This is a genomic window from uncultured Tateyamaria sp. (assembly GCF_947503465.1).
GTDB lineage: Bacteria > Pseudomonadota > Alphaproteobacteria > Rhodobacterales > Rhodobacteraceae > Tateyamaria.
The window spans coordinates 1,106,322-1,132,658 of sequence record NZ_CANNDN010000001.1 but is presented as its reverse complement, the minus strand read 5'-3'; the positions used below and the strand labels follow the sequence as shown (position 1 = coordinate 1,132,658).

Genomic DNA, 26,337 nt, shown 5'->3' with positions numbered 1-26,337 from the left:
AATGGATGAGGTCGTGCGCTGCGGGCGGCCGGAGCGGGCAAAGTGCGCCGCGCTTACGGAGTGCTGTCTTCCAAACTGTTACAGGATCGTGGAGGCGAGTACCGGAATCGAACCGGTGTACACGGATTTGCAATCCGCTGCGTCACCACTCCGCCAACTCGCCATCCGTGGTGTGTGAGCGGCGATAGACCATAAGCAAAGCCCGTGCAAGGCCGTCCGGCAACGCCTTGTAGGAAAATGCCGCAGATGGGACGTGCCGCGTTGCTCAGCCGGGCGGACTGTGGCACACGTGAAGAGACAAATGTGAACCAAAGAGTTTAGCTGCAATGCCTGACTTTCCGACCCGCAGAACAATGATGGTGGACACGCAGGTCCGTCCGTCGGATGTGACGAAGTTTCCAATCATTGACGCCATGCTGACGATCCAACGCGAAGACTATGTCCCGTCGGCGCAGCGCGAGATGGCGTATATGGGCGAGAATATCGAATTGGGGGCCGGGCGTGTGATCTTGGAACCGCGCACGCTGGCCAAGATGCTCGATGCGCTTGATATCGCGCCGGATGAGCTGGTCTTGGACGTTGGCTCCGCACTTGGTTACTCGGCCGCCGTGATCGCACAAATGGCGCAAGCCGTTGTTGCGCTGGAGGAAGACGAGACGCGCGCAAACGAGGCGCAGGAAACGCTGCTGAACAGCGGCATCGACAATGTGATCACCCATGTTGCACCGCTGCGCGACGGTGCCGCGGAACACGGGCCCTATGACGTCATCGTCATCGAAGGAGGGGTCACGGACGTTCCGGATGCCCTGATTGCCCAATTGAAGGACGGCGGGCGCATCGCCTGCCTGTTCATGGATGCCGCACTTGGGGAGGTGCGCATCGGATACAAGCGGGACGGGGCCGTGTCGTGGCGCCGTGCGTTCAATGCAGGGGCACCGGTCTTGCCGGGGTTTGAAAAAGAACACGCATTCACGCTTTGACCGGGCAGGGACCGGTCCGGCACGTCATCAGAGGGCAGGGCAGATGATCAGCAAGTTGACGCGTAAGTTTCTGAACACAACGGCGGTCTTGGGTGCGCTGGCAATGGGCGTTGGGGGCCTGTCGGCAAAGGCCGATACGCTGGCCGACGCATTGGTCGGGGCCTACACCCACAGCGGTCTGCTGGATCAGAACCGCGCGTTGCTGCGCGCCGCGGACGAGGATGTTCCGATTGCTTTGGCCGCCCTGCGGCCGATCATCACTTGGACCGGCAACATCACGCAACAGCTCGGAGAGTCGACCTCGCGTGGTTTCTCGGGGGCCGTCAGCACAAATGCGATTGACAGCACGACGATCTTTCTGGAACTCGCGTTGCAATGGCAAGTCTATGACTTTGGTGCCGACGCGGCCCGGGTCGAAGCGACCAAGGAAACGGTCCTGGCCACCCGCGCGACCCTTCTGGACGTAGAGCAGTTGCTGCTGTTGCAGGCAGCCACGGCATATTTCAACGTCGGACGGTCGGAAAGCCTTGTGGCACTCAGCCGAAACAACCTGGGCCTTCTGCAGGAAGAACTGCGCGCGGCCTCTGACCGCTTTGAAGTTGGCGAAGTGACCCGCACGGATGTGTCATTGGCCGAAGCCGCTGTCGCGCAGGCGCGCAGCAACCTTGCGGATGCCCAGCGTGACCTGATCCAGGCGCAGGCGGAGTATACAAACGTCGTGGGGCGCAAGCCCGGGCGCCTTGCCGGCCTTCCACCGTTGCCGCGCACCGAAACCCGGGTCGAGGCCGCGCAGGCCGTTGCCGTCCGCACGCACCCGGACATGGAAGAGGCGCGACGCCAGGTGTCCGCCAATGAACTGCTGGTGACAGCCGCGTTCAAAGACATGCTGCCAGTTGTCACGCTGAACGGTACGCTGCGTGTGACCGAGGAATTCGGGGATCCGGACGCCAGTGAAACCGCGACTGTCGGGTTGAATGTCACCGGCCCCATCTACCAGGGCGGACAGTTGACGGCGCTGGAGCGTCGGGCCATCGCGGTTCGCGATGCGTCGCGCGGTAACCTGCACAATGTCCGCCATGATGTGCAACAGGATGTTGTTAACGCGATTTCCGATTTCGAGGCGGCGCGCGCCAGCCTTGTTGCATCGGAACAGCAGATCCGTGCGGCCCGTGTCGCGTTCCAGGGCGTGCGCGAAGAGGCGACGCTGGGCGCGCGGACCACGCTGGATGTGCTTGACGCCGAACAGGACCTTTTGGATGCCGAAACCAACCGGATTTCTGCGCAGGCGGATCAGTATATTGCCGCGTATGCAGTTCTGGAATCCATGGGTCTGTTGACAGCACAACGTCTGAACCTGCCGGTCCAGATCTATGATCCGGCTGCATATTACAATCTGGTCAAGGATGGGCCCGCCAAGCAATCCAAGCAGGGCAAGCAACTGGATCGCGTGCTGCGGGCATTGCAGGTAGACGATTAAGGTTTTCAGCACAGTATTGTGCGACTCTCACCCGCGGGGTAAGCTGGGGCTGAGGTTGAGAGTGGTACTTTGACATGTCTGATCCAATGACCAACACCGAGGTGGAGGACGTTTTGGCGTCTATCCGGCGCTTGGTGTCTGATGACAACCGACCGGAATCACAGGAAAAATCCGCTGTGGCGTCTGATCGCCTGGTGCTGACGCCGGCATTGCGCGTCATGGACGACGCCGCACCGAACAAGAACGACACAGCGGAACGCGATGACATTGCGCAGGATGTTCACGCGCAGGCTGAAGCCGTGCCCGCCTTTGACGTGACCGAGGATACGTCGCGCGAGGATGCGGATGTTTCGGATGAAGAGGCGCAGTTGGACGCCATGTCCGAAGACGCGGCGGAAGAAGTGCGTCACGAGCCCGACGCAGCCTCGGACTATGACGAAGGCGAACCGATCACGCTTGATACTGTGGATCTGGATCAGGACACCCTGATGTCGATCCAGGATGCCTTTGCAGACATCGACAAGGATGAAGCGACCGACGCCGCGCCTGTGCCAGAGAGCGACCGGACGTCGGACGCAAATACGCTCAGCGATAAGATTGCTGCGCTGGAGACACTGATTGCCGGTCAAACGGGTGAATTTGAACCCGACATGGCCGGTGACGGAGAGAACGCAGGTACCGAAGCGCCAACCCTGGAATGGGAAGACGCGGACGAAGACGACCTTGTTGATGCCGCGCCAGAGATGGCGACGCCCGACCAGCACCCGCCGGTCGGGGCTGCGCCGGATGAGGCGCAGATCTTTTCAAGCGACGAGGATGTGCTGGACGAAGACGCGTTGCGCGATCTGGTCAGCGACATCGTGCGTGAAGAGCTGCAAGGCGCTTTGGGTGAACGGATCACGCGCAACGTCCGCAAATTGGTGCGGCGCGAAATCCACCGGGCGCTTGCTGCGCAGGACCTGGAATAGGCGTTGCCGCGCCTCGGTCAGCGATGGGCCAAGGTGGCGTGAACACACCTGCGCATCTGCTTGTCGGCGCGGCCGTCTTCGGCAAACCGGCGCATAACCGCATTCTTGCCGCTGCATTTGCAGGGGGGCTGTTGCCCGATTTGTCGCTGTACGTTATGGCGGGTGTGTCGCTTGCCGTGCTGGGCATTCCGCCAAGCGTCGTTTTCAACGACCTGTATTTTTCCGATGCATGGCAAACCGTCTTTGCCATCGACAATTCATTTGTCGTCTGGGGCGGTTTGTGTGCGCTTGCGGTCTGGTACAAATCACCCTGGGCAATTGCCCTGACAGGCGCAGCGCTGTTGCATGTGGTGCTGGATTTTCCGCTGCATCACGATGATGGGCGTCCACATTTCTGGCCGGCGACCTGGTGGGTGTTCGAAAGCCCGTTCAGCTATTGGGATCGGGGACATGGTGCGGCGTGGATCGCACCGGTCGAGGCGGCCTGTGCAACAGCGGCCGCCGTGATCCTGTGGCAACGCAGCTTGCCCATATGGGCCATTCCCTGTGTTCTGATGTTGCTGGCGGCGGAATATTGGGTGGTCCGCCAATGGCTCTTTTTCTTCGCAAGCGGGTAGGCGAAAAAAGAAAACGCGCCCGGTCAGAGCGCGTTTTCCTTAAGGCAGCAAACTTTTTGGATCAGGCGGCTTCGGCCTGCTGTGCGGCATTGCGCCGCTCAGATTCTTCGCGGCTCAGCGCGACGGATGTCCGCACGCCTTTACCCACAAATTCCATAAGCCCTTCCACGACCCGTTCATTTGGATCGATGCCTGCACAGCTCAGCACTTCGCGCCCATCGCGCGAGCGTGCCCAGCGGGCAATCTGCTCGGGACCATTGCCATATTTCTTGTCGTCGGCGATGGCATCGTCGAGTGCAGCCAACACAACGGCTGCAAATAGTTTACGTGCACGGTTGCCTTGTTCATTGTTAAAGGCTGTGCCGTCAACGAAATCTTTCATTCGTCGTCCTTCCTTTATTCTTGCTCTTGTCTTTTCGGCGTGACGCTCGTTATGGACGAAGCTGGCCGATTCGGATACCCCGTTTCTGCATGGCACCTTTGCAACCAGCGCATAACTCGCTGCGGGTGCAGCACCGTATTTCGTTGTCTTGCCGGGCATGCTTCCGCGAGATATAGGGGGCATCAACTTTTCATCAACCTTTTGCCACGGTTTTGTCGCATGCCAAAAATCAACGGAAACGAGATCCGCCCCGGAAACGTGCTGGAGCATAACGATGGCCTGTGGGCCGCTGTTAAGGTCGACCATGTGAAGCCCGGCAAGGGCGGGGCCTTTGCCCAGGTCGAACTGCGCAACCTGCGCAACGGGTCCAAGCTGAACGAACGCTTTCGCAGCGCCGACAAGGTCGAGCGGGTACGCCTTGAACAAAAAGACCAGCAGTTCCTGTATGAAAATGACGGCATGCTGGTGTTCATGGATGCCGACACCTACGAACAGATCGAACTGCCAGCCGAGTTGCTGGGCGACCGTCGTCCGTTCCTGCAGGACGGCATGACCATCGTGGTGGAATTTTACGACGAAGAGGCGCTGAACGCGACGGTGCCGCAAAAGGTCGTTTGCAAGATTGTCGAGACGGAACCCGTGGTCAAAGGCCAGACAGCCGCCAATTCGTTCAAACCGGCAATCCTTGACAATGGGGTCAAGGTCATGGTGCCCCCGTTTGTGGGCCAGGACGAAGATATCGTGGTGAACACGGAAACCATGGAATACGCCGAGCGCGCCTGACGGCTTGCCATGATCGGTGCAGAGGGCGGGGCACTTCGGCGCCCCGATTTGCTGGGGCTTGGGCGGTTAAAGCCGGTCCAATCCGTCCGCGATCTCTTGGGCGATGGCAAGCGCATCAACGCCCGTCCGTTCGGCTGACATGCGCAGGCCCAACAAATCGGACTGGTACCGCCGCGCCAGACTGAATGGATCGTAGGTGGCACCGATCTCTTTGTCGGCCTGCGCTTGCTGGAACAGCTGCGCAAACGCCTGTTCCATGCGCCGCAGGTTGTCATTTGCCACACCTGCCAACGGGTGATCCTGCGCCTGCAACTCAAGCAGCGTCTTGGTCATCATGCACGCCTTGGCCGGTGCGTCCGGCGTGTCGATCACCAATCGCGGGTAGAGTTTGAGCGCTGTAAGCGCGCCATGTGTTTCGGCCAGGTTGTGCAGACGCGCTGTTCCATCCCTGGCATAGCGTCGCAGCGCCAGTTCAAACAGCGCGTCCTTGGACCCAAATGCGGCATAGAAGCTGCCGGGCTTGAGCTTCAGTTCGCCTTCCAAATCCTTCAGCGATGTCCCCGCCCACCCACGCGCCCAAAACAGGTCACGCGCCCGATTGATCAGGTCGTCGCGGTCATATTGCGGTTTGCGCGGCATGGGATCACCTTTTCTTGAACGTTCACTCAAGATATATACTTGAATGATCACTCAAGAAAGGTCAATTGGTGTGCATCGCCAACACAAAAGGATGATCAGGATGTCCAACTTCCCCTCCCACGATCTCGATTCCGCCCCCGAAGGTTCCAAGCCGCTTCTGGAAAATTCATTGAAGGCCTTTGGCCGGTTGCCGGGCCTGCACAAGGTGCTGTCCGAAAGCCCGCAAGCCTTTGAAGGCTATCAGGTGCTGCACAAACTGTTCACCGAAACCGACTTTGATGCAGATGAACTGACGGTTGTCTGGCAAACGATCAACGTGGAACACGAATGCCATTACTGCGTCCCGGCACATACGGGCATTGCCAAGATGATGAAGGTGTCGGACGACATCTCTGACGCGCTGCGCAATGAAACCGCGCTGCCCACTGCCAAACTGGAAGCGCTGCGGACCTTCACCCTGCAAATGGTGCGGTCGCGTGGCAATGTGACAGAGGACCAGATGGCTGCCTTTTTCGATGCAGGATACGGCCACCGCGCGGTTCTCGACGTGGTTCTGGGCCTCGCGCAGAAGACCATGTCGAACTACATCAACCACATGGCACAGACGCCCGTGGATGAGGTGTTCCGCCCCTTGCTGTGGACCCGTTCGAACACGCATATCGCGGCCGAATAAGAGCCCACGCGCGCAGGTCACCGGCCGTCTGGCCGGTGACTAGACCTCGATCCGCGACACCGTCGCGTCGCCCGCCTTCATGTCGCCCGTCGCCCGATCAAACCGCAGATAGGCGATGGCCCGATCGCCCGCGCGTGACAAAAGCGTGCCCGCAGGTTTTCCGTTTGCCTCAATTTCGGTGCCGCTGTCGGCGTCACCCGCCACAGTCACCGGGGCAAGACCCTTGCGCAGAGTCGTTTTGTGCTTCATCCGCGCGGTGACTTCCTGTCCCACATAACAGCCTTTGCGGAAATCGACGCCGTGCAACGCTTCGAACCCGGCTTCGAGGATGAAGGTGTCGGGTGTCAATTCGATCCCCGTTTCCGGGATCAGGTGCGCCACCCGCAGGGCCGTCCAATCCGTGCCGGTGTCCGGTTGCGGGTCCGTGCGGTAGGCGCGCCACCCCATGTCGGGGTGCCGGGGGTCTGCGTACCCGCCAGCAGGCACGTCGCCCAACCCGCGGTGCACCTGCAGGCCAGCGTCCTCGATCACAACATCAGCGCGCAGCTTGTACATGCTCAGACGCTGCCGCAACATGTCCGCCTGGGCCTCATGTGCATCCAGCAGCACCGCGTCGCCGTCCTTGCTGAGGAAAAAATCGGCCATGAACTTGCCCTGCGGCGTCAACAAGGCGGCGTAGACCAGGCCCCCGTCAATCTTGTCGACATCATTGGTCACCAGACCTTGCAGGAAGCTGCGGGCGTCTGGACCGGACAGACGAAAGACATGGCGATCGGACATGAGAGTTCCTTTTCGATGCGTCCCTTGTCATATAGCAGCGCACCATCCATCCGAAAGAGGGGCGCACGTGCCTGCACCGATCTCTGTCATCATTCCAACGCTGAACGCCGCGGGCGTTCTGCAGGCCTGCCTCGAGGCGTTGATGGAAGGCGTCGATGCCGGATTGCTGGCCGAGGTTGTCGTGTCCGATGGCGGATCGACTGATGACACGCTCAGGCTGGCGGATGCTTGGGGGGCCAACATCGTCACGGGTGCTGCATCGCGCGGCGGACAGCTGCGGCGCGGCTGCGATGCGGCGCGGGGCGAATGGTACCTCGTGCTTCATGCCGACACGGTGTTGTCACCGGGGTGGACGGATGCCGTGATCGCACATCTGGGGCAGGCCAATGCGGGCTATTTCAGGCTGGCCTTTGACCGGGGCGGACGCTGTGTGGCGGGATGGGCCAACCTGCGGTCACGCTGGTTCGGACTGCCCTATGGCGATCAGGGGTTGTTGGTGCGCCGCAACCTCTATGCGCAGGTTGGGGGCTACCCCGACATTCCGCTTATGGAAGACGTATCCATTGCCCGTGCCCTGCGGGGGCGGTTGACCCGACTGGACGGCGTGGCGGTGACGCGCGCCGACAAGTATCGCGCCCAAGGTTGGATGACCCGCGGCACCCGCAATCTGTGGACCCTGTTGCGCTATTTCGCAGGTGTCAGCCCCGAACGGCTTGCCGCTGAATATCGCCGCTAACCGAACAGGCGTGACCGAAGACGCGTAAAGAGACTGCGGGATTCATTGACGTCCTCCCGGTTGCGCAGCACATCCGACAGCGGGGCATCAATCACCGTCTTGCCGTCCTTGAACTGCAGTCGGTAAAGGTCGGCATAGATACCGCCCCGCTCCAACAACTCCTCATGGGTGCCGGTATCCACCACCTCGCCCCGGTCCATCACAACGATCTGATCCGCGCCGCGAATTGTGGACAGACGGTGCGCGATGACCAGCGTCGTGCGACCGGCAGACAGACGATCCAGCGCGTCCTGCACCACCTTTTCGGATTGCGCATCAAGGGCCGAGGTTGCTTCGTCCAGCAGCAGGATGGGTGTGTCGCGCAACAGGGCGCGGGCAATGACGACACGCTGCCGCTGCCCGCCGGACAGGGCCGACCCACGCGGGCCGACATGTGCGTCGAGGCCATTTGGCAGCTTTTCCACGAAATCCGTCACGTGGGCGGCGTCCATCACTTCCTTCAACCGTTCATCGCTGACATCGGTGCGGCCCAGCAGAATGTTTTCCCGCAGGCTTTCGTCGAACAACAGCGCCTCTTGCGTCACCACGGAATAAAGGCTGCGAAGGCCGGCCAAATCCATGGTCGTGGTCGCGGTATCGCCCACATAGACCGTGCCGTTTTGCGGATCGATCAGACGGGTGAGCACATTGAAAATCGTGGATTTGCCCGCCCCCGACGCACCGACCAGCGCCGTGGTCTGACCGGGGCGCGCGGTCAGCGACACGCCGCGCAGCACCGGCGTGTCGCTATAGGCCAGTTCGACATTGTCCAGCCGCACCTCGGGTACGCCACCCGGCGCCGGTTTGGCATTGGGCGGAGAGGTCAGGGCAAGCGGTGTGTCCATCAGCTCCTTGACCCGTTCGATAGACGCAGCTGCGGCTTGCCACAGCCCGGAAATGGCCCCAAGACGCCGCATCGGATCAAATGCGAACCCCATCGCGGTAAAGAAGGTCATGAACTGACCGATGGTCTTTTCGCCCGAGATGATCTCGGACCCGCCATACAGAATGACAGCCATGAAGCCGACGCCCGAGATGATGTCGATCATCGCGGGGATCGCCGCACCACCAAAGGCGGTTTTTGTTTCGGTATGGATAAAGCGTTCCGTCAGGCCGCGATATTGGCGCGCCTGATAGGCCTCGAGCGCGTTCAGCTTGACCTGCACGATGCCATGAAACACCTCATCCAGGCGCGTGGACAGACCTGCACCCAGATCACGCGACTTACGCGCCTGCTTGCGCACATAGCGTTGTGCCATCGCGGCGGGAAGGACCAGAACCGGGATACCGATCAGTGCCAACATGGCCCAGATCGGATCGACACTGATCGCGACGCCCAACAGAACGATCAGACCCAGAAAGTCGCGGCCCGCACCCGTGATGATGGCGCGCCAGACGTCCCCCACGGCCCCCACATCGCCCTGCACGCGCTGGATCAGAAAGCCCGGGGGATGTGATTGGTGAAATGCACCGTCCTGAAGCATGATACGGTCCAGCAGGTCCATGCGCAAAGCTGCCGATGTTACAAGCGCGACCCGCGTCAGGATCAGTTTCTGGACAACGGATGCGCTGGCCCGGACGATAAAAATCGCGATCACCAGGAAACCGACCCAGATCAACATGCCGCCGTCCCCTTCGACGAACACATTGTCGAACATGGGCTGCATCATGTAGCTGAGCGCGCCCAGCATGGATCCTTCGATCAGCATGAACAGCACCGCGATGCTCATCAAACCGGTGTGTTTCTTGAGGTAGCCGTGCCAGATCCAGCGCAAGAGCTCGCGCGAATCCTCGGTCGGTTGATGGGGGGGCACTGTCTCGGTCACGCGTGGTGTCGGTCGGCGAACCGCCGCTCTCAGGTAAGGGACATTGGAGGTCAGGCTTAGCGTGGTGCGCAGGCAGGGGCAAGCGCTGCGGCGTGATTGACGCCGCGCTGGCGCGCGCTAGGGTGCGCGCATACCACATGAGGCGGAGCACGGGCATGTCATCAAGGAATACAAGGTCTTCCGGGCGCGCGTATCTGGCGATTCCGGGCCCATCGGTGATGCCGGACGCCGTGTTGCAGGCCATGCACCGCGCCGCCCCGAACATCTATGCAGGCGAGATTGTCGAGATCGCGGCCAGCCTGGTGCCGGACCTCAAGTCCGTTGCGCGCACGGCTGGGCATGTCGCAATGTATATCGGCAACGGGCATGCCGCATGGGAAGCGGCCCTTGCAAACACCATCGCTCCGGGGGACGCGGTTCTGGTGCCGGCCAGCGGCCGCTTCGGGCACGGCTGGGCGGACATGGCCGAAGGTTTGGGGGCCGAGCCGCACATCCTTGATTTCGGCAAGCGCGCGCCTTGGGACATGGACCGGATTGCAGAGGCGTTGCGTGCCGACAAGTCGCATCGCATCAAAGCGGTCCTGGCGGTGCATGTGGACACGTCGACATCCATCCGGAACGATGTTGCCGCGTTGCGGGGGCTGCTGGACGATGTCGGTCATCCGGCTTTGTTGATGGCAGACTGCATTGCGTCGCTGGGCTGCGACCATTTCGATATGGATGGCTGGGGCGTCGATGTGATGGTTGCCGGGTGTCAAAAGGGGCTGATGGTGCCACCGGGCATGGCGTTTGTGTTCTTCAACGCCAAGGCGGATGCGGCACGGCGCGCGCTGCAGCGGGTCAGCCGGTATTGGGACTGGTCCCCACGCGCCAATCCGGACGAGTTTTTCATGTATTGGAATGGCACGGCCCCCACGCATCACCTGTTCGGTCTGCGAACCGCGCTGGATATGATCCACGCCGAAGGGATGGAGGCGGTCTGGGCCCGCCACGCACAATTGGCGCGCGCCATTTGGGCGGCGTGCGACGCATGGGGCGCAGAGGGGCCACTGGAATTGAATGTGGCTGACGCGGCGCACCGCAGCACGGCTGTGACGGCGCTGCGACTGGAGGCACCGCACGCAACCGCGCTGCGTGATTGGACAGAGCAGAATCTGGGCCTGACGCTAGGGATCGGCCTGGGCATGGCCCCACCGGGCGACCCTGCCTGGCACGGGTTCTTCCGGCTTGGGCATATGGGGCACGTGAACGGTCACATGATCATGGGGATGCTTGGCGGGATCGAAACAGGCCTCAAAGCGCTGGGCGTGCCCCACGGGACAGGGGCGCTGAGCGCGGCGGCAGGCCAGATCGCCAAAGGGTAGACCGCCGCGAGAGATGGGGGGCGTTCGGCCTGCCAGTTGACGATGCGGGTGGCTGACCGGGTCTGCGCGCCTATTGCAGGTCGCCGCGATAGTGTTCCGAGATGCGGTCCAACGTCCCGTCCGCACGCATGTCCGCAATGGCCGTCTGATATGCCAGGCGCGTGTCATCGGGCAGGCGCAGGCTTGCCACCATGAACACCGGGATTTCGTGGATCATGTCCCCGACAATCAAGTCCGTTTCGCGCCCCATCATGCGCCATGTCCGGCGCATCAACTCTTCCGTCAGCAGCCACGCATGCGCCCGCTTGGACGCCAGCATGCTGGCACTGGCCTGCGGTGACCGGGGTTCCTGTACGTTGGTAAAGCCAAGCTCACTCAGAAAGAATTCGGACGTCGTGCCGCGTTCAACCACGATCAAGGGCAGGGTGCGCGCCTGATCCAGGGTGTTGACCGGGTCAGAAACGCTCGCAAATCGGAGCGCGGTGCGATCAACCTCTGCCAGCCAAAGGATATCCTTGTCCCGCTTCTTGCCCTTGAACAGGGCGGGCATCAGCGTATCAGCCTCTGACAGAATGGCATGAATGGCACGTTCAAATGGCAGGAATTGCAGGTCGATGTCGCGACCGGCGCGATTGGCCGCCTCGCGCAGCACCTCGACCGCGTATCCGGGTTTGTCAGGATCGCCGTCCACCATCAGCGGCGGATAGTGCGCCGCGACAACCTTGTCGACAGGGCGCGTGTCTGCCAGGGCGTGGACCGGTGCCAGCACCACCGCCGTGATCAACATCATCAGGACATGGTGCAGTTTCAACTTTTCGACCTTCCCGGGGAACACGCCGCGTCGCTTGCTGTCACGTATCGTATGATGTCCGAACGATGCCAAACCATTCTATCCGCTTAGCCCCCAAGAGTTTCGCGAGTGTTAACGCACGTGTTTGGAGGATTGGCGCATCAAACCTGTTTGCCACGCCGGATGGACGCGGCCTGTCGTTGCGCGGCCCATACTTTGCCGCGTTCAATCAGGTGGTTCACGCCCAAGCCCAGCAGCATCGCGGCTATGAGGCCCCAGATGGCCCAGATGGCCACCAGAACCCATGTGATGTTCACGCCAAACATCACGATGCAGGCGCGGGTGTAGTTGGGCGCGGGTCCAATGCTGTGATCGTTCATTGTTGCCTCGGGTTTGTGCCAGGTGACACCAACTATAGTGCGACAATCTGACCTGTCAGCCCCCTCTGGCCGCCTTCAGTGCACGCGGAAGGGCGCGTGCAAGGGCATCGAGGTTCCGGGGTGTGCCACAGCTGATGCGGATGCAGCGATTTTGGGGTGCGGCAAAGGGCATGCGCACAAAAATGCCGCGCGCGATCAGTCCATCCAACACGGATTTGGCAAATGCGCCGTCCCTGCCGCAGTCGATGGCGACGAAATTCGTGGCCGACGGGATCGCCGTCAGCCCATTGTCCGCTGCAATCCGCGTGATCCGCGCACGTGCGTCATCAATCTGCGCCAGCACGTGCGCAAGGTGGTCTTGGTCCTGCAACGCGGCAAGCGCCCCCGCCTGCGCGGCCCGGTTCATCCCAAAGTGGTTGCGCACCTTGTTGAACGCATCGATCAGCGCCGGATGGCCGATCGCATAGCCGACACGGGCACCGGCGAGGCCGTAGGCCTTGGAAAATGTGCGCATGCGAATGACGCGCGGGTCATGTGGATCAAGTGCCGGGGCCGTGCCTGCCGGCGCACAATCGATATAGGCTTCGTCCAGCACGAGTACGCTGCCTGACGGTAGGGTCCTGAGGGCCTGTGTGAGGGCGGAGCCGTCATGCCAGGTGCCCATCGGGTTGTCCGGATTGGCGAGGTAAACCAGCTTGGCATTCGTTTCTGCCGCCCTGGCAAACAGGGTCTCGGGATCTTCGTGATCGTCGGCGTAGGGCACGGTGTGTACCGTGCCGCCATACCCGGCCACGTGGTAGTTGAAGGTCGGGTAGGCACCCAGCGATGTCACCACATGGTCGCCTGGTCCGACAAACAAACGCACGAGATAGCCCAACAGGCCATCGATGCCTTCGCCCACCATGATATGCGCGGCGTCGATGTCATGATGGGCGGCAAGTGCGTGACGCAGGTCGTGATTTTCCGGGTCTCCGTATTTCCAGATGCTGGATCTTGCCATGGCCTCGGCCACGCGGGGCGAGGGGCCGAAGACGCTTTCGTTTGCGCCCAGCCGGGCATCGAAGGTGGCTTGGCGCGCGCGTTCCTGCGCTTCGGGGCCGACAAAGGGCACGGTGGAGGGCAGGCTGGCGGCAAGCGGGGTCAGGCGAAGATCGGTCATGCAGGCAGGCGTAGCGCGGGCGTTGCCCATGGGCAATGCCCTTACGTTTTGCTGGTGCGCCGGGCCGCTTTGGGGTTGGGTGGGCGCAAAGAGGAGGCCCCCCATGTCTGATCGCGTGTCCATCACCTACGAAAACCACATTGCCCATGTGCGCCTGACCCGTGCGGACAAGATGAATGCCGTGGATCAGGCGATGATCGACGCGATCATTGCGGCGGGGCGCGAGGTGGCGTCCTCGAAAGCGCGGGTTTGCGTGATCTCGGGCGAGGGCAAGGGGTTTTGTGCGGGCATCGATGTGGGGGGCTTGGGGGCCATGATTGGCAAGGATCCCAATGACTTGCTGATGCCCCGCACCCATGGGGACGGCACCACGAACCAGTGGCAGGAGGTGGCCATGGTCTGGACCCGGGTGCCGATGCCGGTGATCGCAGCGGTGCATGGGGTCTGTTACGGCGCGGGTCTGCAGCTGGCATTGGGCGCGGATATACGCATCGCGGCGCCTGATGCGCGCCTGGCGGTGATGGAAATGAAGTGGGGGATCGTGCCGGACATGGGCGGCATGGTGCTTTTGCCGCGGCTGGTGCGCGGGGACGTGTTGCGCAAGCTGACCTATACGGCCGAGCCGATTTCTGCCGGGAAAGCAGAGGCCTGGGGGGTGGTCACGGAGTTGGCCGAGGACCCGCTGGCGGCTGCAATGACGTTGGCCGAGGCATTGAGCCTGAAGTCACCGGCGGCGTTGCGGGCCGCGAAGGCGTTGATTGGATATGCCGAGACGCATGGGCCGGATGAGGTGTTGCTGGAAGAGAGCCGGGTGCAGGCGGAGTTGATGGGCACACCGGAGCAGATGGAGGTTGTGGCGGCGCAAATCCAGAAGCGGGCCCCTGTGTTCACGGACTGAGTCGCGGCGTGTGATTTACCATATATTCAAATAGGTTAACCGTTTTTGCCGCATGAAAAGGGCTGTGCACCATGTGTGCACAACCTGTGCACAGTCCGTACACCGGGGATGCACCTCGTTGCCCGCGTTAACGGAGCGGACGGTGCATTTACGATATGTTGATCAACAGGACGCGCTGACGCGCGGCGCGATCTCTTTCTGAATGAGGGGCTCAGCCCCTCAAACTCCCCGGAGTTTATCTGGCAAGATGACGAGGATCAGAGTTCTTTGAGCCGGGTGAGCGCTTCCTGGAGTTTGCTTTCTTCGTCTTCGCGCAAAGCCAGGTTGGCTTTGGTTTCTTCGACAACTTCTGGCGGGGCGCTTTGTGCGAATTTGGGGTTCTTGAGCCGTCCGCGCAGGCCGCCGAGTTCCTTGGCGAGTTTGCCCAAGGTTTTTTCGAGACGGGCGATTTCTTCGGTGACGTCGATCACGTCTGCAAGCGGCAGGCCGAACGTGCCGCCGGAGATGGCAAGTGCGACGGTGCCTTTGGGGAAGTCGTTGACCTCCGTGAGCGATTCCAGTCGGGCGAAGCGGTGGATGAGCGCCTTGTTGCGGTCGTAGGCCGCGCGTGCCGCAGGTTCGAACCCTTTGACGACGCAGGGGACGTAGGCGCCTGCGGGGACGTGCATCTGGGCGCGGGCGGAGCGGATGGCTTCGATCAGCTTGATCACCCAATTGAGTTCCGCGTCGGCCTCTGCGTCCACCAGATCGGTTGTGTAGGTGGGCCAGTCGGCGTGGATCAGGCGTTTGGGGCGCTGTTTTTGGCCCCACAGTTCTTCGGTGATGAAGGGCATGATCGGGTGCAGCAGGATCAGGCATTGGTCGAGTGCCCAGGCGTAGGTGGCTTTGGTTTCTGCGATCTCTTCGGGCGTGCCTTCGTCGAAGATGGGTTTGGTGAATTCGAGATACCAGTCGCAGAACGTATTCCAGGTGAAGGCGTAGAGGGCCGATGCCGCGTCGTTGAAGCGGTAGTCGTTCAGCGCTTGGTCGACGGTTTCGCGGGTCTTGGCGACTTCACCTTTGATCCAGGCGTTGAGCGGGTGGTTGGTGTCGGGGATGTCGGCGGTGTGCGGCACGTCAAAGGTGCCGCGCATCTCGCCGTAGCTGGCAGCATTCCAGAGCTTGGTGCCGAAGTTGCGGTAGCCTGCGATGCGCTGGGTGTCGAGTTTGAGCGTGCCGCCAAGCGAGGCCATCGCGGCGGAGGCGAAGCGGAGCGCGTCGGCGCCGTATTCGTCGATCAGGTCGAGCGGGTCGATGACGTTGCCGGTGGATTTCGACATCTTCTTGCCCTTGGCGTCGCGCACGAGCCCGTGGAGGTAGACGGTGTCGAAGGGGATTTTGTCTGTCACCGCCAGTTGCATCATCATCATGCGGGCGACCCAGAAGAACAGGATGTCCTGGCCAGTGATGAGGTCGGAGGTGGGGAAGTATTTTTGCAGTTCCTCGGTGTTCTCGGGCCAGCCGAGGGTGCCGATGGGCCAGAGGCCGGAGGAGAACCAGGTGTCGAGGACGTCGGGGTCGCGTCTAAGCCAAAAAGTCAGCGTTTGTTGGCCGGTTATCTTGTCATTTGTAACCCGCCACCTGCTGGCTCTGCTCCCCGTCAACTTTTGCGTTTTGTATCGTTTGGTTAAACCGTGTTGTTCGGCAAACTCATTGTATTCAGCGTAGTCTTCTTCGGACTCAGGCCATGCATCGGTAACGTCGTCAAACATCTCTTCAATGGAGACGTTAGCGTCTGGGAACTTACTGCTGTAATGTAAGAAGGCATCCTTTTTTGCGATTTCAAAGTCTGATGCACAGAATGTGGTAAACTTTAGGTCTTGCCCAGCTTCTGGGTCCATAGCGTACCAAACCGGGATCTGGTGCCCCCACCAGAGTTGGCGCGAAATGCACCAGGGCTCGATGTTTTCGAGCCAGTGGAAATAGACCTTTTCGCCGCTTTCGGGCAGGATTTTGACGTCGCCATTCTTCACAGCCTCCAGCGCGGGGCCGACGATTTTGTCGGTGTCCACGAACCATTGGTCGGTGAGCAGGGGCTCGATCACGACCTTGGAGCGGTCGCCGAAGGGCTGCATGATGGGTTTGTTTTCGACGTATGGGATGAGGTCGGCCTCCCCCCCGGCCCCCCTCCTTTGGGAGGGGGGGGTGGCGCTGTCGTCGGGTGTTTGCGCGTCAGATGCGGGGGGGGGAGGTGCCACCATGACCGCGTTGCCTTCGGCGGTGATGTCGGCGACCACTTGCGCGCGGGCCTCTTCGCGGGTGAGGCCGCGGTAGGCGTCGGGAACAAGGTTCATGGCGGCGATCATGGCCTCGTCGAAGCTCTGTTCGCCGTTCGCGATGGCCTGGGCAGTGGCGGCTTCCTCGGCATAAGGTCGCCCGTCGGACCGCATGTTCGCCTTTGTGTCCATCAGGTTGTACATCGGGATGCCGCCGCGTTTGGCGACCTGATAGTCGTTGAAGTCGTGTGCCCCGGTGATCTTGACCGCGCCCGAGCCGAAGTCTGGGTCGGGGTACTCGTCCGTGATGATCGGGATCAGGCGGCGGTGTTCCTTTGGTCCGACGGGGATTTCGCAGAGTTTTCCGACAATTGGCGCATAGCGTTCGTCCGATGGGTGAACGGCGACGGCGCCGTCGCCCAGCATGGTCTCAGGCCGGGTGGTGGCGATGGAGATGTAGTCGCGTTCCTCGGTCAGGATGACGTTTCCGTCTTCGTCCTTTTCGACATAGGTGTAGGTTTCGCCCCCTGCGAGCGGGTATTTGAAGTGCCACATGTGGCCGGGCACTTCGATGTTTTCGACTTCGAGGTCGGAAATCGCCGTCTCGAAATGCGGGTCCCAGTTGACCAGTCGCTTGCCGCGATAGATCAGGCCCTGATTGTACATCTCGACAAACACCTTGATCACGGCGTCGTGGAAGTTGCCCTCTTCGCCCGCAGGTGCGCCGGGGGCGCCGGACATGGTGAACGCCTCGCGCGACCAATCGCAGGAGGCGCCGAGGCGCTTGAGCTGGTCGCGGATGGTGCCGCCGCTCTCGGCCTTCCAGTCCCAGATTTTCCGGGTGAACGCCTCGCGCCCCAGTTTGGTGCGGGTGGGTTGCTGGGTTTCGGCCAGACGCCGTTCGACCACCATTTGCGTGGCGATGCCCGCGTGGTCGGTGCCCGGCTGCCAAAGCGTGTCGAAGCCGCGCATGCGGTGCCAGCGCGTCAGGATGTCCTGCAACGTGTTGTTGAAGGCGTGGCCCATGTGCAGGACGCCCGTGACATTGGGGGGTGGGATCATCACGCAATAGGTGTCATCGCGTGACGCGTTTGCGCCTGCCGCGAAACAGCCCGCCGCGTCCCAGTCGGCATAGATGCGGGCCTCGGCCTCTTTTGCGTTGAATTTTCCCAGTGCCATGGCGCTTTGTCCTTCGTCTGATGCGGCGTGAGATAGCGAAGGGCCGCGGTGGGGGCAATGGGGTCGCTTTCGTCTCTGGACATGGGCCCTGCACGCGATAGGTTCGCACATGACACTGCCCTGCACGAAAACGGGCGGCACAGAGGAGTTTCCCCATGGACAAGTTCGGCAAATCCCAACCCGTGAAACGTCGCGAAGATTTGCGCTTTTTGACGGGTGAGGGCCGGTATGTGGACGACCTGGCCCCCGCCAACGCCTTGCAGTCGTTTGTTTTCCGATCGCCGGTCGCACATGGCACGATCACACAGCTGGACGTCAGCGACGCGCGTGAGGCCGACGGCGTGCACGCGATCTATACGCTGGCCGATCTGGAAGCGGCGGGGATGAAGGTGGGGATGCCTGCGGCCATCATCAAAAACAGCGATGGCAGCGATGGGGCCAGCCCGGAACGGCCCATACTGGCCCGTGACCGCCTGCGCTTTGTCGGTGAGCCGGTGGCCGTTGTCGTGGCCGACACGCTGGCGCAGGCGCGCGATGCGGCCGAGATGATCCTGCTGGACTATGACGACCTGCCCGCCAAGATGGACATGGCCGCGGGCGGTGCGCCGGTGCATGCGGAGGCACCGGACAATGTCGCCTATGACTGGGCCCTGGGTGACGAGGCGGCCACGAACGCCGCCTTTGACAAGGCGGCGCGCGTCGTATCGCTGGATGTCGGTGACAATCGCGTCATCGTGAGTTCGATGGAGCCGCGCGGCTGTTATGCCGAGCCCGAAGGCGACCGGATTCACGTGGCCATCAACGGGCAAGGTGTCTGGGGGCCGAAAGGCGCGCTTGCCACGGCGCTGAACATGTCCGAGGACGATGTGCGGGTGACAAATCCCGACACGGGCGGCGGGTTCGGCATGAAGGCGTTCATGTATCCCGAGTATTTCGTGGTGGCCCATGCCGCGCGTGACCTCAAGCGCCCGGTGCGCTGGATGTCCGAGCGGACCGAAGCCATGCTGTCGGACAACGCAGGCCGTGACCTGACATCGCTGACCGAACTGGCCTTTGACGAGACCCACCGGATCATCGGCTACCGTGTATTTACCGAAGCGAACATGGGCGCTTACAATTCGCAATATGCGCAGTTCATCCAGACGCAATTGTTCAGCCGCGTGCTGACCGGCGTCTATGACATGCCTGCCGCGCATCTGCGGTCAGTGGGGTATTTTACCAACACGACACAGGTGGACGCCTATCGCGGGGCGGGGCGGCCCGAGGCGATTTATATCCTTGAACGTGCCATGGACCGCGCCGCGCGCGAGTTGGGCGTGGACCCGCTGGAGCTGCGCCGCATCAACTTCATCAAGCCTGATCAGTTTCCCTACAAGACTTTGGTAGACGAGACCTATGACGTGGGCGATTTTGACAAGGTGCTGCGCCGCGCCGAGGTTGAAGCGGATATCCCCGGCTATGCTGCGCGCAAGGCCGCTGATGCGGCGGAGGGGCGCCTGCGGGGGATGGGCCTGTGTTACTATATCGAAAGCATTCTGGGCGATCCTTCGGAAAGCGCGAAGGTCGAGTTTACGGATGAGGGCCGTGTGAACATCTATGTCGGCACCCAATCGAACGGGCAGGGGCACGAGACAGTCTATGCCCAGTTCCTGTCGGACCAGACCGGGATTCCGGTTGCGATGATCGATGTGGTGCAGGGCGACAGTGACCGGATCAAGCAGGGGGGCGGCACCGGCGGGTCGCGGTCTGTCACGGTGCAGAACACGGCAACCCTTGCGACGGTGGATGCAATGCGCGCGGCGTTTGTCGCCTTCCTGTCCGAGGAAGAAGGCGTGCCTGCGTCCGAGATTTCCTTTGATGACGAACGCTTCCGTATCGAAGGGTCCAACATGACCCCCACCATGCTGGAGGTTGCGGACCTCGCCCGCGAGAAGGGGCGCGAGGACCTTCTGGTGCATGAACAGCGTACAACACTGGAGGCGCGCAGCTTTCCCAACGGATGTCATGTTACAGAGGTTGTGGTCGATCCCGACACGGGCGTCGTGACCGTTGACCGCTATGCGGTGGTGGATGATTTCGGCAATCTTATCAATCCGATGCTGGCCGAGGGGCAGGTGCATGGCGGGGTCGTCCAAGGCATCGGTCAGGCCCTGACAGAGCATGTTCAGTTCGACGAGGACGGCCAACTTCTCACGGCATCGTTCATGGATTATGCCTTGCCCCGGGCGGATGACGTTCCCTACATCGGGTTTACGTCAGAGCCGGTTCCGTCAACCGCGAATGTCATGGGCATGAAAGGGTGCGGCGAGGCTGGCACGGTCGGAGCATTGGCCGCGGTGTCCAATGCGGTGCAGGACGCGCTGTGGGAGCACGGCGTGCGGCAGGCGGATATGCCATTCACACCGATCAAGGTTTGGGAATTGATGAAGGATGTTAAGGTCGCGGCTGAATAAAACCATCTCGGGCTGGCTGAAGGGCCGGTTCGGGGACGGTTTGCCTCAGGTTGACCCGCCTGCGCGGGGCCAGACCATCCATGTCATCATCATTGACGGCACCATGTCCACGCTGGAGCCCGGCGAGGAGACCAATGCGGGCCTGACCGCCAAGCTGCTGGGCGAGATGGGCGGCGAGGTGTCGCTGTATTACGAGCCGGGCCTGCAATGGTCCCATTGGCGCAAGGCGGGGGATGTGATCTTTGGCCGGGGCATCAACCGGCAGATCCGCCGCGCCTACGGCTATCTGGCGTCCCGCTACCGTCCTGGTGACAAGGTGTATCTGTTCGGCTTTTCGCGGGGGGCCTATGCGGTGCGGTCACTTGCCGGCATCATCGACCGGGTGGGCCTGTTGAAGTCTGACGCGGCCACTGAACGCAACATTCGCGATGTGTACCGCCATTACGAGTGCACGCCTGACGGCGCATCGGCCCGCATATTTGCGCGCAACAATTGCCATCAGAAGGTCGAGATCGAGATGATCGGCGTCTGGGACACCGTGAAGTCCCTGGGTCTGAACATGCCGTTTCTGTGGCGCCTGAGCGCCCCGCGCCACGCCTTTCACAACCATCAATTGGGCAAATCGGTAAAGCACGGCTTTCACGCGATTGCCCGCAACGAGACCCGCGTCGCCTATGCCCCCGTGATGTGGGACACGACCGATGACTGGGACGGTCACCTGGTGCAGATGTGGTTTCGCGGTGTGCATGGCGATATCGGTGGGCATCTGTCGGGGCGCCGTGCCTCGCGCCCTCTGGCCAATATTCCGCTGGTCTGGATGCTTGAACAGGCCGAGCGATGCGGATTGCCGCTGCCCGAGGGTTGGGCAGACCGGTACCCGCAGGATGTGTCCGCCCCCTCGATGGGCACGTTTGTGGGCCTTGGCAAATGGTTGGTCACCCGCAAGCCGCGGACCGTGGGGTGTGATCCATCCGAGCGTGTTCACCCGTCCGTGGCGCAGGCCCCGCCCACGCCGGGCCTGCTGGACCGCGTTGCGAACTTGCGCCGGTCCGGTGCCGACGCTCTTTGACCCTGCGGGTCAAAGTCGCCCCGCCCGCCGTCCCGAAATCAGCGTATTTTCATGATGATGCAGGTTGTCGAGCCCGTGGCATAGAGCTTGCCATCCTCGACGCCTCTGATCTCGCCGCTGGCGACGCCCGTGCTGCGCCCGGCATGATCGATGCGGCCGATGCATTCGATTTCCATCCCCAGCGGGATGCCACGGGTTATGTTGATCTTGTATTCCAGCGTTGTGTAGACCGAGCCGGCGGGCACTTTGGTCATTACGGCGCAGGCCATCGCGCTGTCCAGGAGCGTGCCGTACCAACCGCCATGCACCGTGCCCATCGGGTTTGTCACGTCGAATTCCGGGGTGCCGCGAAAGGTCACGCTGCCGTCTTGCACCGCATGAAGCGCATAGCCCAGCGTGTGTCCGATGGGTGGGCCCGGAACCGTTCCGTCGAGGATGCCCTGCATGAAGGCGAGACCGGACATGGACAGCAGGGTGTCCTGGCCGGGCAGGTCTGTCAGGTCTTTGGCGATGCGGGGCATGTCTGTCTCCGGGGATGTTGCCGGGACGGTAGTGCGATCAGACCGATTGGTCTAGTGGCAATTGGAGGCCTGGGCCGACGTTTGCCCTGCGGCCCCCCGCGATTTTTCAATCAGAGACGGCGCGCGGGTCTAAGCGACGTTGCGCATTTGTGTCGGACGGACAAGGCCAAGGGCGCGACACACTTTCAGCGTCAGCTCGGGCCGGTTGAGCGTGTAGAAGTGGAGCGCATCGACCCCTTCGCTGATCAGCGTATCGCACAGGTCGGCACAATGCGTGAGCGCAAAGAGTTGCGCGCGGTCTTCGCGGTCGGCCCTGTCAAATGCCGTGGCCGTTGCCACCGGAACACGTGCGCCGCATTTTTCGGCAAAGCTGCGGGCGCGGGTCCAGTTGGCGATGGGGAAGACGCCGGGTGTGATGGGGGCCGTGATCCCTGCTGCAACGCAGGCGTCGCGGAACCGCAGGAAACTGTCCGCTTCGAAGAAGAATTGGGTGATGGCCTCGGACGCGCCTGCATCCAGCTTGGCCTTCAACCAGTCGATGTTCTGTTGAGATGACGCGGCGTCGGGGTGGCTGTCGGGATAGGCCCCGACACGGATGTTGAATGTGCCGGTGTCGGCCAGCGCCTGGATCAGTTCGATGCTGTTGGCAAATCCGCGTGCATGCGGTTCAAACGCGCCGCCCTCAGGGGCATCGCCACGCAGGGCCACGATGTCCCTGACCCCGCTGTCGGCATAGCGCTGGGCGGTGGCCAGCACTTCGTCCTTGCTTTGCCCGGTACAGGTCAGGTGCGCGGCCACGGGCATGCCCGACGTCTTGCGCAGCGTCTGCGCCGCTTCTTGCGTCAGGGACTGGGTGGACCCGCCCGCGCCATAGGTCACCGACACGAAGCGGGGGTTCAGCGGCGCAAGCGCCTGAACGGTGTCCCACAGGTGAAACGAGGCATCCAGTGACTTGGGGGGGAAGGTCTCGAAAGACAGGGCAACGGCGGGCGTGGGCATGGGCAGGGCTCCTTTGGGCTTGTTGTAGAATGCCCCGGCGCGTATCTTGAGGCAAATTCATAACTCTCAAGATAAAGATGAGTTCCGTATGCATATCGAGTTTCGCCATCTGCGCACCATCAAGGCCATACACGAAGCGGGTGGGTTGGCGCGGGCTGCCGATCAGTTGCACATCACGCAGTCCGCACTGAGCCATCAGATCAAGGGGTTGGAGGACCAGGCGGGGGTCGAGTTGTTCGTGCGCCGGTCCAAACCGCTGAAGCTGTCTGCTGCGGGTTTGCGTCTGTTGCGGCTGGCGGATCAGGTGCTGCCCCAGGTCGAGGCGGCCGTGGCCGAGTTTTCTTCGCTGCGGGACGGGTCGTCCGGGCGCCTGCATATCGCAATTGAATGCCACGCCTGTTTCGAATGGCTGTTTCCGGTGCTGGAAGTGTTTCGCAGGTCCTGGCCGGATGTCGATGTTGATATCCGCCCCGGGCTGGCCTTTGACGCGCTGCCCGCGCTGATGAAGGAAGAGGTTGACCTGGTCGTGTCGTCCGATCCCGAGGACCTTGCCGGCGTCACTTTTGTCGAACTCTTTGATTACGCCCCGGTTTTTGTGGCGGCCTCGACCCACCCGCTGGCGCAGAAGCCTTATGTGGATGCGGTGGACTTCCGAGATCAGACGTTGATCACCTATCCGGTGGAGCGCACGCGGCTGGATGTGTTCAGCCAATTGCTGATCCCGGCCAAAGTCGAACCCGCAGCGGTACGCCAAGCCGAATTGACGGCCGTGATCCTGTTGCTTGTGGCGTCCAACCGGGGGGTGTCGGTGCTGCCCGATTGGGTGGTGCGCGAGGTCAAGTATTCGAGCGATTATGTCACGCGCCCCCTGACGCGGGACGGGTTGACCCGCAGGCTGTATGCGGCGGTCCGCGATGACGATCTGGGCAAACCCTATATGGACAAGCTGATCGAGCTGGCCCGTGTCGAGGCGCGCAAGTTGCAGGCGGTCTAACCGCCCTGTGCGCGCGGCGCGCAGACCGCGTTGTCCGTGATCTGTGTTTTGACATCGTTGAACGTGGCCTGCGACAGGGACCAGCTGAGGGTGAAATTGATCACGCTGGTGTTCAGGGCTGCGACACAATGCGTGGCCTTGCCGCCCAACACCTCGTTTACCCGCGTCTCGGAATGCGCGCTGCGGGCGCGCCACGCGGCCAGGAACGCGCCAAGGGGCGCGCCAAGCGTGCCCTTGATTTCGGCATGCTGCGTGGGTCCATCCGCGCGAAAGCTGATCAGTTCGATGGCGCGCCCGGCATAGGTGCCGCTTTTGTGCAGGTCCAGGATGATGTCCATGGCCGTTTCGATCCCTGAATTGTCGAAATAGCCGCCGTCCACCAGTTGCACGGTGTTGTGGGGGTGATTTTCTGCATCAACCGGGTCGATGGCGACCCGGGCCGGTGGCGTGACGAGCGGGAAGCGGGCAGAGATCACCATGCTGTTCAGGACGGTCAGATGCGTGTCCGCCGCCGTTTCCAGCGCCATGGGCGCCTTGTTCACGGCCCGGATGGGGGACAGGACAATCTTGGCCCCGTTGTCGACCTGCGTGCTGTTGAAAAAAAGCAGTGGATGCGTGGCCGGAACGCTGGGGTCGGGGCCGACATAGGCGCTGTCCGGCATGCTGATTTCAAGCAGATCCGACGGGGCCTGCGCAGTCTTGGGTGGCTCTTGCCCTTCGGTTCTGCCCTGGAACCAGGCCTGCATCTGCGACTTGAGTTCCTGTTCCAGCACATGCCCGCGGTCAATCGGGCCGAACCCAAGCCTGTTCCACAATGCGGATATGGGCACGAACGTATCAAAGAGGTCGCGAAACAACAGTGTGGCCAGCGATGGGGTAAGGTAGTCATTCTCCAGTATCTCGCTTACCGCGTCTCGGTGGCAGGTGTTTGTGGCGTCGCCTTCCATGGGTGCCTTGCACAGCCCGCTTGCCCGCACGGCCCAGTAGACACCCGCACCGACGGACCCGCCCGACACGCCGGAAATGGCGTAGACGCTGTCGGCAAATCCCGGTTCTTCATCCGCCCTGTGTGCAAGGTAATAGGCCGTGTGATACGCAGCGTAGAGCCCGCCGCCCTGGGCTGCGATCACGCGGATCGGGCCGGTATCGCGCGCGGGCGGAAGGCCTGCCAGCACGGGGTGCTGCGGCTGGACCCCCGCGACCATGTTGCAGCCTGCCAGCGTCTTGCAGTGTGGCACCTGGAAAAATCCATACATGTAGATGAAGGACAACACGCCCAGACCGCCAAAGACGACCGTGCCCAGGATCATCCGGCTGTGCGGTGTTTTCGATGCTGGACTTGCGGCGACAAAAAGCGCGATGAAAAACGCAAAAGTGACAACCACCGCGGCCAAGATTGACCCCACGGCGACAGACAACAAGACGGCCAACAGGATGATCGGCGTGTTGCCGGGCATCCGGCTGGACAGCACCGTCATTGCGCTGAGCACGATGATCGCGATGGTGAAAAAGTTGGCGGACAGCCCGACCGGGCCGACGCTGGTTGCGAGCGCGGGGTCCCAGAACCCCACATAGGCCGCCAGGCCCACAACGCCGATCAGGATCACGACGATGATGGACAAGCCGCGGATCAGGTCCGAGCGGATCTTGGCCAATGGATTGATCAAAAGCACGACCTTGGCGATCTTGTGCAGGAACGGAACCTGCTCCAACGGGGCCAGAAGCTCTTGTTCTGTTGTGGTGTTGATCGTGTCGACCATCGTCCACACCAGTTTCGAGCCGAAGAAGAAGGCGGCATAAATTGCGCCCACGACAAACGCGATCAGCCCCCACAAAAGAGCGACCCAACCAATGCTGAGATGAAGTTGCGTGTTGCTCAGTTTGCGCAATGCCTCAACCTCGGGGCTGAAGACCACGTTTGCAAATGCAAAGGCATAGCCCAAAAGGCAGATGATCGGCAGACCTGCCCGCAGGTACCGGGCCGTCGGTTGTTCGATCTTGCACAGGCGCAAGGTGATTTGCGATGCCGCGGCAGCGGTCAGGGGCAGCAATACGAGCGCAATCCAAGCCGCCCAGACCGACAGTGTCTTGCTGCGCTCGATCGATCCCTGGTTCTGCCAGTCGAGCAGGAAGCTGATCAGCACCTCAACCGACGGATCAAGGTTCAGAACGATTGAAAAGATCAAAACCATCAACCAGGGGCCATACGTATGTTCAAGCACCGTGACGATGGATTTGCGGATGTTCGGGGGTGCGCTGTGCGGTTTGGCGGGGTGCCCTTGATCCGCCAATGCCCCTTCGCCGGGCGGGGTGTGGTGGTCCTGTTTCATGTGGGTTCTCAAAATAGGTGCATAAAATATCGCCATGGTAGAAGCG

23 protein-coding genes and 1 tRNA gene are annotated in these 26,337 nt (G+C 61.8%); 12 read left to right on the top strand and 12 right to left on the bottom strand.

The annotated features are described in order from the left end of the window. Positions 1–89: 89 nt before the first annotated feature. Positions 90–163 (bottom strand) — tRNA-Cys (locus tag Q0844_RS05810). 163 nt (positions 164–326) lie between these two features. Between Q0844_RS05810 and Q0844_RS05805 the strand changes: the two genes are divergently transcribed. The 4 genes from Q0844_RS05805 to Q0844_RS05790 all read left to right on the top strand — a co-directional run bounded on the left by Q0844_RS05805 (position 327) and on the right by Q0844_RS05790 (position 4,042). Next, positions 327–980, top strand: a complete 654-nt coding sequence (locus Q0844_RS05805) for a protein-L-isoaspartate O-methyltransferase (protein WP_299042993.1) — start codon at positions 327–329, stop codon at positions 978–980. Between the two features lie 43 nt (positions 981–1,023). Continuing rightward, entirely contained in the window at positions 1,024–2,457 is a 1,434-nt protein-coding gene (locus Q0844_RS05800) for a TolC family outer membrane protein (RefSeq protein ID WP_299042992.1), read from the top strand. A gap of 86 nt (positions 2,458–2,543) precedes the next feature. Beyond that, the gene (locus Q0844_RS05795; RefSeq protein ID WP_299042991.1) at positions 2,544–3,425 is read left to right on the top strand and encodes a hypothetical protein; all 882 of its coding nucleotides are present in this window, start codon (positions 2,544–2,546) and stop codon (positions 3,423–3,425) included. Between the two features lie 38 nt (positions 3,426–3,463). Beyond that, positions 3,464–4,042: a cobalamin biosynthesis protein CobQ gene (locus Q0844_RS05790; protein ID WP_299042989.1), complete on the top strand. Its 579-nt coding sequence runs from the start codon at positions 3,464–3,466 to the stop codon at positions 4,040–4,042. A 61-nt stretch (positions 4,043–4,103) separates the two neighbouring features. Here Q0844_RS05790 and Q0844_RS05785 read toward each other — a convergent pair whose 3' ends face one another. Continuing rightward, positions 4,104–4,424, bottom strand: coding sequence for a DUF6280 family protein (locus tag Q0844_RS05785; RefSeq protein WP_039684470.1), 321 nt, complete (start codon positions 4,422–4,424; stop codon positions 4,104–4,106). A gap of 219 nt (positions 4,425–4,643) precedes the next feature. Between Q0844_RS05785 and efp the strand changes: the two genes are divergently transcribed. Continuing rightward, on the top strand, positions 4,644–5,207 hold the full coding sequence (gene efp, locus Q0844_RS05780; protein WP_299042987.1) for an elongation factor P: 564 nt from the start codon (positions 4,644–4,646) through the stop codon (positions 5,205–5,207). A 66-nt stretch (positions 5,208–5,273) separates the two neighbouring features. Here efp and Q0844_RS05775 read toward each other — a convergent pair whose 3' ends face one another. Next, the gene (locus Q0844_RS05775; RefSeq protein ID WP_299042985.1) at positions 5,274–5,846 is read right to left on the bottom strand and encodes a TetR/AcrR family transcriptional regulator; all 573 of its coding nucleotides are present in this window, start codon (positions 5,844–5,846) and stop codon (positions 5,274–5,276) included. A 100-nt stretch (positions 5,847–5,946) separates the two neighbouring features. On the opposite strand from Q0844_RS05775, the gene Q0844_RS05770 reads away from it, so the two are divergent. Beyond that, entirely contained in the window at positions 5,947–6,519 is a 573-nt protein-coding gene (locus Q0844_RS05770; protein WP_299042982.1) for a carboxymuconolactone decarboxylase family protein, read from the top strand. 39 nt (positions 6,520–6,558) lie between these two features. On the opposite strand, the gene Q0844_RS05765 is transcribed toward Q0844_RS05770, so the two are convergent. Then, positions 6,559–7,299, bottom strand: coding sequence for a folate-binding protein (locus Q0844_RS05765; protein ID WP_299042980.1), 741 nt, complete (start codon positions 7,297–7,299; stop codon positions 6,559–6,561). A 67-nt stretch (positions 7,300–7,366) separates the two neighbouring features. Here Q0844_RS05765 and Q0844_RS05760 point away from each other — a divergent pair, with 67 nt between their 5' ends. Beyond that, positions 7,367–8,035 (top strand): TIGR04283 family arsenosugar biosynthesis glycosyltransferase, encoded by a 669-nt coding sequence (locus Q0844_RS05760; protein ID WP_299042979.1) that lies wholly within the window; start codon positions 7,367–7,369, stop codon positions 8,033–8,035. On the opposite strand, the gene Q0844_RS05755 is transcribed toward Q0844_RS05760, so the two are convergent. Continuing rightward, positions 8,032–9,900, bottom strand: a complete 1,869-nt coding sequence (locus Q0844_RS05755) for an ABC transporter ATP-binding protein (protein ID WP_299042977.1) — start codon at positions 9,898–9,900, stop codon at positions 8,032–8,034. The genes Q0844_RS05760 and Q0844_RS05755 overlap by 4 nt on opposite strands. Before the next feature lie 155 nt (positions 9,901–10,055). Between Q0844_RS05755 and Q0844_RS05750 the strand changes: the two genes are divergently transcribed. Continuing rightward, positions 10,056–11,264 (top strand): aminotransferase class V-fold PLP-dependent enzyme, encoded by a 1,209-nt coding sequence (locus Q0844_RS05750; protein WP_299042975.1) that lies wholly within the window; start codon positions 10,056–10,058, stop codon positions 11,262–11,264. A 70-nt stretch (positions 11,265–11,334) separates the two neighbouring features. On the opposite strand, the gene Q0844_RS05745 is transcribed toward Q0844_RS05750, so the two are convergent. The 3 genes from Q0844_RS05745 to Q0844_RS05735 all read right to left on the bottom strand — a co-directional run bounded on the left by Q0844_RS05745 (position 11,335) and on the right by Q0844_RS05735 (position 13,593). Further along, positions 11,335–12,075 (bottom strand): transporter substrate-binding domain-containing protein, encoded by a 741-nt coding sequence (locus Q0844_RS05745; protein WP_299042973.1) that lies wholly within the window; start codon positions 12,073–12,075, stop codon positions 11,335–11,337. A 140-nt stretch (positions 12,076–12,215) separates the two neighbouring features. Continuing rightward, positions 12,216–12,434 (bottom strand): hypothetical protein, encoded by a 219-nt coding sequence (locus tag Q0844_RS05740; protein WP_299042971.1) that lies wholly within the window; start codon positions 12,432–12,434, stop codon positions 12,216–12,218. Between the two features lie 55 nt (positions 12,435–12,489). Further along, on the bottom strand, positions 12,490–13,593 hold the full coding sequence (locus Q0844_RS05735) for a pyridoxal phosphate-dependent aminotransferase (protein WP_299042970.1): 1,104 nt from the start codon (positions 13,591–13,593) through the stop codon (positions 12,490–12,492). 103 nt (positions 13,594–13,696) lie between these two features. Here Q0844_RS05735 and Q0844_RS05730 point away from each other — a divergent pair, with 103 nt between their 5' ends. Continuing rightward, positions 13,697–14,491, top strand: coding sequence for a crotonase/enoyl-CoA hydratase family protein (locus Q0844_RS05730; RefSeq protein ID WP_299042968.1), 795 nt, complete (start codon positions 13,697–13,699; stop codon positions 14,489–14,491). A 257-nt stretch (positions 14,492–14,748) separates the two neighbouring features. Here the strand turns inward: Q0844_RS05730 and Q0844_RS05725 are convergent, their stop codons facing one another. Next, complete coding sequence (locus Q0844_RS05725; RefSeq protein WP_299042966.1) at positions 14,749–17,925, bottom strand: valine--tRNA ligase; 3,177 nt, start codon at positions 17,923–17,925, stop codon at positions 14,749–14,751. Between the two features lie 155 nt (positions 17,926–18,080). Between Q0844_RS05725 and Q0844_RS05720 the strand changes: the two genes are divergently transcribed. Both Q0844_RS05720 and Q0844_RS05715 read left to right on the top strand, forming a co-directional pair. After that, positions 18,081–20,378 (top strand): xanthine dehydrogenase family protein molybdopterin-binding subunit, encoded by a 2,298-nt coding sequence (locus tag Q0844_RS05720; RefSeq protein WP_299042964.1) that lies wholly within the window; start codon positions 18,081–18,083, stop codon positions 20,376–20,378. Next, a complete protein-coding gene (locus Q0844_RS05715) occupies positions 20,356–21,447 on the top strand; it encodes a DUF2235 domain-containing protein (protein WP_299042962.1) in 1,092 nt (363 codons plus the stop codon). The genes Q0844_RS05720 and Q0844_RS05715 overlap by 23 nt, the downstream gene beginning before the upstream one ends. A gap of 38 nt (positions 21,448–21,485) precedes the next feature. Here the strand turns inward: Q0844_RS05715 and Q0844_RS05710 are convergent, their stop codons facing one another. Both Q0844_RS05710 and Q0844_RS05705 read right to left on the bottom strand, forming a co-directional pair. Next, on the bottom strand, positions 21,486–21,968 hold the full coding sequence (locus Q0844_RS05710) for a PaaI family thioesterase (protein WP_299042961.1): 483 nt from the start codon (positions 21,966–21,968) through the stop codon (positions 21,486–21,488). Positions 21,969–22,097: 129 nt separating this feature from the next. Further along, complete coding sequence (locus Q0844_RS05705; protein WP_299042959.1) at positions 22,098–22,967, bottom strand: methylenetetrahydrofolate reductase; 870 nt, start codon at positions 22,965–22,967, stop codon at positions 22,098–22,100. A gap of 88 nt (positions 22,968–23,055) precedes the next feature. Here Q0844_RS05705 and Q0844_RS05700 point away from each other — a divergent pair, with 88 nt between their 5' ends. Then, positions 23,056–23,961, top strand: a complete 906-nt coding sequence (locus Q0844_RS05700) for a LysR family transcriptional regulator (protein ID WP_299042957.1) — start codon at positions 23,056–23,058, stop codon at positions 23,959–23,961. On the opposite strand, the gene Q0844_RS05695 is transcribed toward Q0844_RS05700, so the two are convergent. Continuing rightward, on the bottom strand, positions 23,958–26,291 hold the full coding sequence (locus Q0844_RS05695) for a patatin-like phospholipase family protein (RefSeq protein WP_299042956.1): 2,334 nt from the start codon (positions 26,289–26,291) through the stop codon (positions 23,958–23,960). The two genes, Q0844_RS05700 and Q0844_RS05695, sit on opposite strands and share 4 nt — an antisense overlap. Positions 26,292–26,337 lie beyond the last annotated feature (46 nt).

Bases quoted from the DNA above. Each gene is read 5' to 3' on its own strand.
- Q0844_RS05705 (WP_299042959.1), bottom strand. From the start codon at position 22,967: ATGCCCACGCCCGCCGTTGCCCTGTCTTTCGAGACCTTCCCCCCCAAG.
- Q0844_RS05750 (WP_299042975.1), top strand. From the start codon at position 10,056: ATGTCATCAAGGAATACAAGGTCTTCCGGGCGCGCGTATCTGGCGATT.
- Q0844_RS05735 (WP_299042970.1), bottom strand. From the start codon at position 13,593: ATGACCGATCTTCGCCTGACCCCGCTTGCCGCCAGCCTGCCCTCCACC.
- Q0844_RS05730 (WP_299042968.1), top strand. From the start codon at position 13,697: ATGTCTGATCGCGTGTCCATCACCTACGAAAACCACATTGCCCATGTG.
- Q0844_RS05775 (WP_299042985.1), bottom strand. From the start codon at position 5,846: ATGCCGCGCAAACCGCAATATGACCGCGACGACCTGATCAATCGGGCG.
- Q0844_RS05800 (WP_299042992.1), top strand. From the start codon at position 1,024: ATGATCAGCAAGTTGACGCGTAAGTTTCTGAACACAACGGCGGTCTTG.
- Q0844_RS05720 (WP_299042964.1), top strand. From the start codon at position 18,081: ATGGACAAGTTCGGCAAATCCCAACCCGTGAAACGTCGCGAAGATTTG.
- Q0844_RS05765 (WP_299042980.1), bottom strand. From the start codon at position 7,299: ATGTCCGATCGCCATGTCTTTCGTCTGTCCGGTCCAGACGCCCGCAGC.
- Q0844_RS05770 (WP_299042982.1), top strand. From the start codon at position 5,947: ATGTCCAACTTCCCCTCCCACGATCTCGATTCCGCCCCCGAAGGTTCC.
- Q0844_RS05785 (WP_039684470.1), bottom strand. From the start codon at position 4,424: ATGAAAGATTTCGTTGACGGCACAGCCTTTAACAATGAACAAGGCAAC.
- Q0844_RS05740 (WP_299042971.1), bottom strand. From the start codon at position 12,434: ATGAACGATCACAGCATTGGACCCGCGCCCAACTACACCCGCGCCTGC.
- efp (WP_299042987.1), top strand. From the start codon at position 4,644: ATGCCAAAAATCAACGGAAACGAGATCCGCCCCGGAAACGTGCTGGAG.
- Q0844_RS05795 (WP_299042991.1), top strand. From the start codon at position 2,544: ATGACCAACACCGAGGTGGAGGACGTTTTGGCGTCTATCCGGCGCTTG.
- Q0844_RS05725 (WP_299042966.1), bottom strand. From the start codon at position 17,925: ATGGCACTGGGAAAATTCAACGCAAAAGAGGCCGAGGCCCGCATCTAT.
- Q0844_RS05700 (WP_299042957.1), top strand. From the start codon at position 23,056: ATGCATATCGAGTTTCGCCATCTGCGCACCATCAAGGCCATACACGAA.
- Q0844_RS05695 (WP_299042956.1), bottom strand. From the start codon at position 26,291: ATGAAACAGGACCACCACACCCCGCCCGGCGAAGGGGCATTGGCGGAT.
- Q0844_RS05715 (WP_299042962.1), top strand. From the start codon at position 20,356: ATGTTAAGGTCGCGGCTGAATAAAACCATCTCGGGCTGGCTGAAGGGC.
- Q0844_RS05805 (WP_299042993.1), top strand. From the start codon at position 327: ATGCCTGACTTTCCGACCCGCAGAACAATGATGGTGGACACGCAGGTC.
- Q0844_RS05710 (WP_299042961.1), bottom strand. From the start codon at position 21,968: ATGCCCCGCATCGCCAAAGACCTGACAGACCTGCCCGGCCAGGACACC.